This is a genomic window from Anaerolinea thermolimosa (assembly GCF_001050195.2).
In the GTDB taxonomy this organism is placed as follows: domain Bacteria; phylum Chloroflexota; class Anaerolineae; order Anaerolineales; family Anaerolineaceae; genus Anaerolinea; species Anaerolinea thermolimosa.
This window is the reverse complement of sequence record NZ_DF967965.1, coordinates 3,340,707-3,349,826: the sequence shown is the minus strand read 5'-3', so window position 1 is coordinate 3,349,826 and position 9,120 is coordinate 3,340,707. Positions and strand designations below refer to the sequence as shown.

Below are 9,120 nucleotides of genomic sequence, written 5' to 3'. Positions count from 1 at the left end.
CCCCCCCTGCCTACACCCACGCCGCGCGCCACCTTTACCCCGCGGCCAACTGCCACCCCGCCGCGCGTGCTGGATGCCCCCTTTGTGCTGACGAACCGGCAGGAGGTGTGTGACGGAAGCCTGCCAGCGGGCCGGCTGGTGGTGCTGGTGACCGGGCGCGATGGCAACCCGCTGGCGGGTGTGCCCATTTTGGTGCTGTGGGGAGAGGGAAAGTCTTCTCTCTTTTATACCGGGTTGGCGCCAGAGATCAGCCCGGGGTATGCCGACTTTCAGATGGAGGCCGGGGTGAGCTACACCCTGCGCGTGGGCGAAGCCAGCGAGGCGGTGGGCGGCCTTTCGGTGCCGGGGTGCGGCGGCGCCTGGCGCGTGGAGTTCACCGAGGGGGGAGGGTAGGGGGGAAGAAGCAAGAGTTACTATAAGGTGACTTCCTCCCTTAAGCTTAATTTTGTGCAAAGAATTACTGATCTGTGATAATCTAACTCGCAAAATTAGAATTTTGAAGGATAATAAAACGCTAATTTTATAATTTTCATGTACAGTTCACAACTGCTGAAAAAGAACAATATTGAAATGTCCTGTTAAAAAGCCTCTCGGATTTGACTGCCTGGTAGAATAATTCACATAATAAGTAATCCTTTTGTTTATTAGAATTAGTTCCCACTATAGTATATGGTACCTAATTCTGTTATAGTATCTGGTCTCAATTGAATCAGAAGAGGTATGGTAGTTGTATCTTTTGGGGTTACTGGAGATAAATCCATCGAAACAATTAAATAGTAATTACCTGGTGGTATGTTGGTAAACATAAATTGGCCAACATTATTCGTTTTCCCTTTAATATCCCCATTTTTCTCGATTGCTCCAACTAAAAATGGGGGAACCTGATTATGATCTTCACCAACAGCTCTGGTTAAATAAATATCAACGTTGTTCATCAAAGCAGATGTAGCGAAATTAACCAGCACCCCATAAACAGATGCTTTCCCGGATTCGGGTGTTGGGATAATGAAATGGCTTAAGGTTGGAGTTAATTTTAGGTCGGCATTTTCAGGTGCAGGATACACATCAGTTTCGGTTTTTCCACTCATGGATGGATAAACAGTTATAGCATCTGTGGTTGATGCAGGAGGTTCGTTAATTGGTTGAGAATGAACACAGCCAACTATTATCAACAAGATAATTAAAATGTACGATTGTAAAATTTGTTTTCTCATAATTGTCAATGTTCGATATGTATATGAGGCCAAACCGAAGGTGATTTGGCCTCAACACATCTTATTTCCAGGTAGAATTATTGGATTGGAAACGCATTGAATCCGAAGTATGTATCGCCAATTGCCGACTTATAATTCGTCACGAAAGTAAAGCTTTGTAATGGTTGATCAGATGTTATAGTCAATGAACCAAACCAACCATTTGGTAAAGCGGGTTCAGAAATATCCCCAGTGGCCATACGATAATTTCTGACTAACGACTGACCTTTTTTAATCGAAACACCGTTAATAACCAGCTCTTGTGGACTGCCTGTAAATTCTTCCGATGCCTTATATTTTAGAGTAACAGTTGCATCTGCATTACCAATATTCTCAACACTGATCACCGTGGCAATGCCATTTTCCAGACGTTTATTCACATAGGGAAGAACGATTGTTTTGTAATTGTTAATTTCAGCAGGAAGGGGTTCACCAATACCGTTAAAACCAGCCCCACCGCCATTACCGGGATTCCCTACATGTCTCACATAAACAGCTACTGCGAGGTCTTTATCTCCTGTTGATGTTGTTACCACGCATGCTCCATGCCATCCCGCCGGTGCATCTGTAGTTGATAGAGCTAATGAATTGAACTCATAGCTAGCCTTATCCGCTACAATAACTGTATTAGATAAATTAATGGGTGTGGCCACTGCCGATTCAGAGTCGGGTATACAGCTAAGATTGATTGCCCCTATTGGTAATTCAGCGCCGCTCAAATTTTGCACCGCTATGGATGTGTTTTGTCCATTTGATAATTTAGATGTAAAGTAAGGAACGAACCATTTTTTTCTGACCGCTGATGCCCCAAATCCATTTATGGTATAAAGCATATCGGGGCCCACAAACAGGTTAGAAATAACTCCGGTCCTTCCGGCTACATCAGAGCTGTCTTTTGCTGTTACAACCGCAGCGCCAATCCAGTTATCTTCCAATAGCGTTTCACTATCCAGATCATAATATTGAGAAACGCCAGGGGCAATGTAGTTATTGAAGTTCTTAGTTGCCCCAGATTTTCCGGAGCCTGGTTTCGGGATAAACTCAATGCTAACTTTCAATGGACGTGTATCCATATTCTGGATAATTAGCTGACTATTACCTTTTCCAGAAGCTGTATTTAAATTCTTCTGAACAAGGGGGACATATACTTTCGTATCACCCATGTAAGACCCCTCATATCCTCCAGAAGTAGGTACTTGATTTCTTGCCAACATAAGCACAATGGCGGCGAGTGGTTGACTTGATGATATTACCGCTGAGCCTCTACCACTCGCCATTGTAGAATCAAAATATTGTCGGACTTGTTTTTGTCCTCCATTTCCAGCTAATGTAAAGGTAGTATTACCAGGGTCAGCTGTCCATGGTGTACCATCATCCTTTAGATATTGGACACTTACTGTGGCCTCAGTAGAGCCCATATTAGCTAAAGTATATGTGGTCGATAATACTTTTGAGGTTGCTGCGCCAGAGACGTCTCTGCTTGTACCGATTATTAAGCAAAGCATTAAAACGATAGAGAAGGTGGAAAATAGCTTTGTCTTCATATTTTTTCTCCTGATACTTTTTACAAGACAATCATATTACTTAATAGTTGGTTTTCAATAATTATTTTGGAGTATTAATCCATAATTCAAATATTTTTCTTTGTTTCCACAATCACACCCACTAAAATCCAAAAAAACTCTGCCATGAAACCCAGTAATCGTAAAACAACAGATATTGCATTTCCAACATCCATCGAGACATTAAGAGTCGTCATTAAAATACTAGCAAGAAAATACTCTCTGATACCAAGGCCAGAGGGTACTATGACGAATAGAAAACCAACTAGCCATGATAGTGCATATATTCCACAAAAAGTAATGAAATAATTTAGCAATATCGGTAATGGAAAAGTTGTGATTGAAAAAGTAATCAAAATGGAAATAAATCCGAATATCAACCAACTGACAAAGGCATACAAAAAAATAAACATCCAATCGATCAAAGAAAAAGTTCTTTCCAGACTGTTTGTTCCATACAATTGTTTTAGAATCTTATTATTTGAGCTTGATATTAAATGCGCGACCTTCTTGATTATTAGCCATGTTATAGGCAGTACTGATAAATATATTATTACCATAAATGGTTGATTCACATATATTGAGAATGCGTAAAATAAAACGGCAGATAAAGCCATAACTATAACTTCTATAATTGATCCCATTAACGATACACTTAGATCAATATTAAAAGAGCTACTTAACCATGCTCCTCTACTCATATACCCCCATAATGAACCCGGTAAATATCTTGGTAAATACGAGAGCCAATATCCGGAAAAAAACGATGAAAGCCTTAAATTTGAACCAAGGCTTTCCATGATTCTCCCCCAAATTAACATTTGGTTTAAGTAGACAATAATCTCTAAAAATAAACCCACAATTAATAAAATTGGATATCGTATAGATATGGACATACCTTTAATAGCATTAATAGTCTTGGATAGTTGCATAATAAAAAGAATACTACCAAGAGTTAATCCAATAAAGAATGATACTTTTTTAATTTGTTTTAACAATAGTTTTTCATTCCTTCGGTTCACATAAAAGAAAATATTTGTTCCCAAAAATTGGTAAATTAATAAAATATAGATAGTAGAGAAACGAAAATAGTACACCCTTTACTACAGTGAACTTACCTTCTGCTGGGCTTGATCTCATATTTTTAGTAACCAATCTTGCCAGATTGTAGAATGGGAAACCCCATTCGAGTGACCTAAGGATTTGAAAACCTGCTTTATATACCTTCATGGATACCTCATTAATTGTATATCCATGAACATGTCCAAGAGACGATCGTTCTGATTTGGATACTTTTCCAATGGGAACACCAACCACTAGGAACTTCCCTGTCATTTTTCGAAGATTCTTTAATGCCTTAATATCATCGTCAATATGCTCCAACACATCGATACAGAGAACAAGATCATAACATGCATCTAGTGATCCTTCAGTTATATCAAGCATAAAAAAATCAATAGATGGGTAGCGTTTTCTGTTTTCGATGACAGCTGTTTCTATAAATTCAGTACCTGCCAGCTTTAATTCAGGGTATTTTGATCTAAACTCTGCCAACAAATGTCCACCGCCACAACCAATATCGACTGCGCTTTGAAAGTCACAACCTTTAATAATCTTGAACACGTTTCTTCTGGTATGTCTCGCTGCCGCCCCATATGTTTTCATTTCATCCCATAGTTTCCATTTATTCCAGTAATATCCTTGATCAAAGTTTTCCATTTGGTAATTTTCCTTCCTTAACTATGTTTCGAGGTTATGACTGCATTCGAATAACGTTCTTCAAATTTGCTTGCAACAGAGTCCCAATTAAACTGAGTGATTATATCCTTTCTTGCATTTTCCCCTAATCTTCTTCGTAAATCCTGATTATTGATTAATTTCAGTAAAGCCTCAGCCAATTCATTCGAATTACCCGGACTTACTAAAATGCCATTCCGATTATCTTGGATTACTAACGGAATACCTGCAATTCTACTTGCAATCACAGGCAATCCGGAACTCATCGCTTCCAGTAATACAGTTGGAAGACCATCAAGATTTCCTTTTTGATCTTTTATCGATGGCATTACAAAAATATCGGCATTCGCAAGGTAGTCTGGAACATCAGTCCATGGAATTCTCCCGGGTAATTCCACATTAATAATCCTTTCCTTGGTGATCATGTTTTGTAATTGGGTACGTATTGGTCCCTCTCCACCGATTACAAGCAATATGTTATCTTGGTCATTTTGAATTTTTTCCCAAGCCCGGATTAATATTTCGAACCCTTTTTTGAATACCATTCGCCCTAAAGCAAATACAACAATTTTATTCACTTCCCATTGATGTCTTTGCCTGAAAGTAATATCTCTTCTTTGAGGTGTGAAGTGAACAGGATCTGCTCCCCATGCCAGTAATGCAACTTTGTCTCCGGCCCCAAGTCTTTTTGCAGCTATTAATAGATCGGGGCTGCAAGCACTGATAAAAGAGGCATGCTTAATAACTTTCTTGGCGAACCAGCTAAAAACCTTATTTTTCGTTGAAACATAGATGTCGGAGCCATGTAAACTCAAAACATAAGGAATTTTCCGGATTTTCGAAACCACAAGAGCAGCTGGGCCATTCGGTAGTACCCAGTGAACGTGAATTAAATCGGATTTTTGATTTGCAGTAACATCAAGAAGTTTAAGAGTTTCTGCAAATATAAACAAAGGCAATAATACAAATGTCAATGGTTTAAGAGTTACATCTGATAACAAAGACCGCCCATGGCCCATAATATGGAAGCGTTTTGGCCAAACATACTTGAATCGATGTACAATCACATCCGATGATTGGTTTTGACGGATATCGATGTCATAGGGTGCAATTACCTCAATATCATGTCCGTGTTTATTAAGGGTAGTACACAATGATTGGATAAATGGCGCAGTCCCATCGCCAGGATATCGAGGATAAGAACTTGTCAACACAGCGATCTTCATCTTCTTATTCTTAATGGATGCTCAAAGGGAAAGTAGAAAGTAGGATAACTTTTGCAATTTTGGCGAGTGGTATCCGCTATCAGAAATGCAAACCTCATGTGCTGAAAACGAGGATTTATTAAAAAATGGGATGATAACTCTTTGAAAAACTTATCTCTCATGAAGAAAAATCAGTACAAACCTCAACCGATACTTATCTCTAACACTCTACCCCTTCCTCATCCGATACAGCACCTCTTCCAGCATTTTGCGGTTGAAGGCGATGAGGTCGGCGACGAGGCCGATGAGGAGCGTCTGAAAGCCGACGATGCCCAGCACCGCCGCCAGAATCAGCGATTGGAGCTGATTCACGTCGCGCCCGAGGAGGTAACGCATAATCACAAAGCGCGCGCCGATGGCCACTGCCCCGGTGATGAGCAGTATGCCGATCACTGTGAACACCCGTAGCGGGCGGTACATCGAATAAGAACGCACGATGGTCACGGTGGAGTTGCGCAGGTAAGTGCGCAGGGAGCGAATCAGCCGCGAAGGGCGCGTGGGCGGGTTGGTGCGCACCGGCACCGAGGCCACCGGCAGGTGGCTGTTACCCGCCTGGATGAGCGTTTCCAGCGTATACGAGTAATCACTCAATACCAGGGTACGCAGTGCCGCCTCGCGCGAAAGCGCCCGGAACCCACTGGTGGCATCTGGAATGTCGATGCCGGCAGCCCGCGAGACCACCCCGCTGCCCCATACCTGCAGGCGGCGCTTGAGGGGAGCGAAATGCTCCAGGGTGGCCACGCCGCGATCGCCTACCACCAGCTCGGCCCGGCCTTCCAGAATTGGGGCAATGAGGCGCGGAATATCCCCCGCGTAATACTGGTTATCGGCATCCGTGTTGACGATAAGGTCGGCGCCCAGGCGCAGGCAGGCATCCAGCCCGGCGGCAAAGGCGCGCGCCAGCCCTTGGTGGTGCAGCCGCACGATATGGTCAGCCCCGGCTTCCCGGGCGGCCCGGGCAGTATCATCGGTGCTGCCATCGTCGATCACCAGCACCTCTACCTCATCTACCCCATCGATCTGACGAGGAAGCTGGCGGATCGTCTCGCCGACTACGGCGGCTTCGTTGTAACAGGGTATCTGGATGATCAGTTTCATACCTTGATCTGGCTGAAAGTATACCACAGGCAGGCGGCGGGGTTCACGGGCATCCAGGCTTGACTTGCCCCCGGTAAACTTCTATGATTAAGACAGCGTTCTCTGTGTTTTGTGTTCATCTAATCAGGAGGGTATGCTATGTTTCACCGAATCTTCCAGGTTCTCGACCGGCTCTTTCACTTTGAAGTGGCACGGGCCCACTGCGACATTCCCTGTGGCATCTACGATCCCCATCAGGCGCAGGTGGCGGCTCTCACCGTCATTCGCATGGTCGATTTGATGACCGATCTGGTGAAAGGTGCCCAGAAAGACAACGCCGAATTTCATAACAGCATGTCGCGCTATATTGCGGTTAAAGAGGAGCACGCCGAGCTGTGCAAGCGCGAAGTGCGCGTCATCTTTGGCGATTTTATCAAAAAAGAACACGTAGAAAAGTACCCTGAACTGCCCACCCTGGTGCATAAGATCATGCAAGCTGGGTCTAAGGCACGTCAGTCGGCCAGCCGCGAAGCCGCACTCGACCTGCTTGCCCAGGTCAACCGCTTTGCCGAAATCTTCTGGGAGATCAAGGGCATCCCCACCAAACGTGTGAAAGCCCCCTATAAGCCCGAAGAAGAGATCGTCTACCCGGTATTGTGATTTTAAAAGTGTTGCGTGTGCAGGGCTCGAGCCTGACCCCCGACTTCGCCGATGGCGATTACGTGGTCGTCTCGGCCCTGCCCCTTCTTTTTCGGCGCCCACGCCCTGGCCAGGTGATTGTGTTTCACCAGCCGGGTTACGGGCAGTTGATCAAACGTATCGCATCGATCGAACCCTGCGGGAAGCTCTTTGTGCTGGGAAGCGGCGGGGGGTCCATTGATAGCCGTACCTTCGGGCCGGTAGAGCGTCGTCAGGTAGAGGGAGTGGTTGTCTGGGGTATTCATCGCCAGAGGAAGTAAGCCTCTATCAGCAGAGCAGGCGTTCTCTGGTAGAATCCATCCATGCCCTGGAATGTTACTGGTCACGAATGGGCCGAGCGCCTGCTGGTTGGGCACATCCGGCAGGGTGATGTGCGCCATGCCTATCTCTTCAGCGGGCCGCCCGGGGTGGGGCGGCGCACACTGGCACTGCGGTTGACCCAGGCGCTGTTCTGCCCGCAATCCACATCTCCGGGCCAGCCCTGCGGAACCTGCCGCACCTGCCGTCAGGTAGAACAAATGCAACACCCCGATCTGAGCATCGTGCAGGCTGAGAGCGAGGGGGGCACGCTTAAAGTAGACCAGGTGCGTGAGCTGCAAAAAACGCTCTCACTCCTGCCCTACGAGGCTCCCTACCGCGTGGCATGGCTGCTCCGTTTTCAGGAAGCCCACCCCAGTGCTCAGAATGCCCTGCTGAAAACGCTGGAAGAAGCCCCCGCGCGCGTCATTCTCCTGCTCACAGCCGATTCTCCCGATCTGTTGCTGCCCACCATTGTTTCGCGGTGTGAGGTGTTGCGCCTGCGCCCCCTGGCTGTGCCCCGGCTGGAAGAAGAGCTTACCGCACGCGGTCTTCCGCAGGCCGAAGCCCATCTGCTGGCACACCTTTCGGAAGGACGGCTGGGTTACGCCCTGCGATTGAGCGAAGACCGCGCCTTTCTGGAACAACGCAGTGCCTTTCTGGACGACTGGCTTCACCTGCTCACCACCGGCCGGACAGAGCGGTTCACCTATATCGAAGGCCTCACCCGCGGGGCGCCCGAACGCACCCGCGAAGCTCTCCGCGGAGCCTTACAGGTGTGGCTCACTGCCTGGCGAGATACCCTGCGGGTTGCCTCTGGAGCGAGCCTTCCTCTGGTCAATCCTGACCGGGCGGAAGTCATCCGGCAGGTTGCGCAACAGGCGGGTTTTCAGGCGGCTCGCCAGTGTGTGCACAGCCTGATGGATGCCCTGGCGCGCCTGGATGCCAACGTCAATGCACGGCTGCTGGCTGAAGTCACCCTGCTGGACTGGCCGAGGATCTCACCCCATGCCTGAGCCGCTTTTTCATGCCGTGCAGGAGGAAGAAGGCGAACTCCGCCCGGCCAGGGGAAGAGGCCGGAGAAGCCTGCTGGGGCTGGTGTTTCTGTATTTTTCACTGCTGGGCTGGTTACGCCTTGGGTTAGCCCTCTCCGACGCTTCACTTCTGACCAGCCTGGGCATCCATCCGGGGCCGGGCTACCTGGCGGCGGGGGGTGTGCTGTGGGGGGGC

At 46.8% G+C, this 9,120-nt stretch carries 11 protein-coding genes; 5 read left to right on the top strand and 6 right to left on the bottom strand.

The window, feature by feature from the left end; genetic code table 11:
* The coding region (locus ATHL_RS15035; protein ID WP_162787741.1) for a hypothetical protein at window positions 1–393 on the top strand (393 nt) is incomplete at its 5' end.
* Window positions 394–650: 257 nt separating this feature from the next.
* Here ATHL_RS15035 and ATHL_RS15030 read toward each other — a convergent pair.
* The 6 genes from ATHL_RS15030 to ATHL_RS15005 form a co-directional block, all read right to left on the bottom strand.
* On the bottom strand, window positions 651–1,088 hold the full coding sequence (locus tag ATHL_RS15030) for a hypothetical protein (protein WP_062195563.1): 438 nt from the start codon (window positions 1,086–1,088) through the stop codon (window positions 651–653).
* Between the two features lie 203 nt (window positions 1,089–1,291).
* Window positions 1,292–2,797 carry a hypothetical protein gene (locus ATHL_RS15025; protein ID WP_162787740.1) on the bottom strand — a complete coding sequence of 502 codons (1,506 nt, stop codon included), beginning with the start codon at window positions 2,795–2,797 and terminating at the stop codon, window positions 1,292–1,294.
* An 86-nt stretch (window positions 2,798–2,883) separates the two neighbouring features.
* A complete protein-coding gene (locus tag ATHL_RS15020) occupies window positions 2,884–3,813 on the bottom strand; it encodes a lysylphosphatidylglycerol synthase domain-containing protein (RefSeq protein ID WP_084001546.1) in 930 nt (309 codons plus the stop codon).
* Window positions 3,814–3,820: 7 nt separating this feature from the next.
* Window positions 3,821–4,534 carry a class I SAM-dependent methyltransferase gene (locus ATHL_RS15015; protein WP_062195558.1) on the bottom strand — a complete coding sequence of 238 codons (714 nt, stop codon included), beginning with the start codon at window positions 4,532–4,534 and terminating at the stop codon, window positions 3,821–3,823.
* Window positions 4,535–4,551: 17 nt separating this feature from the next.
* Complete coding sequence (locus tag ATHL_RS15010; RefSeq protein WP_062195556.1) at window positions 4,552–5,778, bottom strand: glycosyltransferase family 4 protein; 1,227 nt, start codon at window positions 5,776–5,778, stop codon at window positions 4,552–4,554.
* A gap of 207 nt (window positions 5,779–5,985) precedes the next feature.
* On the bottom strand, window positions 5,986–6,915 hold the full coding sequence (locus ATHL_RS15005; RefSeq protein ID WP_062195564.1) for a glycosyltransferase family 2 protein: 930 nt from the start codon (window positions 6,913–6,915) through the stop codon (window positions 5,986–5,988).
* Between the two features lie 138 nt (window positions 6,916–7,053).
* Here ATHL_RS15005 and sodN point away from each other — a divergent pair, with 138 nt between their 5' ends.
* From sodN to ATHL_RS14985, 4 genes are all read left to right on the top strand, one after another.
* Window positions 7,054–7,554, top strand: coding sequence for a superoxide dismutase, Ni (gene sodN, locus ATHL_RS15000; RefSeq protein ID WP_062195555.1), 501 nt, complete (start codon window positions 7,054–7,056; stop codon window positions 7,552–7,554).
* An 8-nt stretch (window positions 7,555–7,562) separates the two neighbouring features.
* A complete protein-coding gene (locus tag ATHL_RS14995) occupies window positions 7,563–7,853 on the top strand; it encodes a S26 family signal peptidase (RefSeq protein ID WP_162787739.1) in 291 nt (96 codons plus the stop codon).
* Between the two features lie 42 nt (window positions 7,854–7,895).
* A complete protein-coding gene (locus ATHL_RS14990; RefSeq protein WP_062195551.1) occupies window positions 7,896–8,906 on the top strand; it encodes a DNA polymerase III subunit in 1,011 nt (336 codons plus the stop codon).
* The coding region (locus tag ATHL_RS14985; RefSeq protein ID WP_162787738.1) for a hypothetical protein at window positions 8,899–9,120 on the top strand (222 nt) is incomplete at its 3' end. The genes ATHL_RS14990 and ATHL_RS14985, both read left to right, overlap by 8 nt.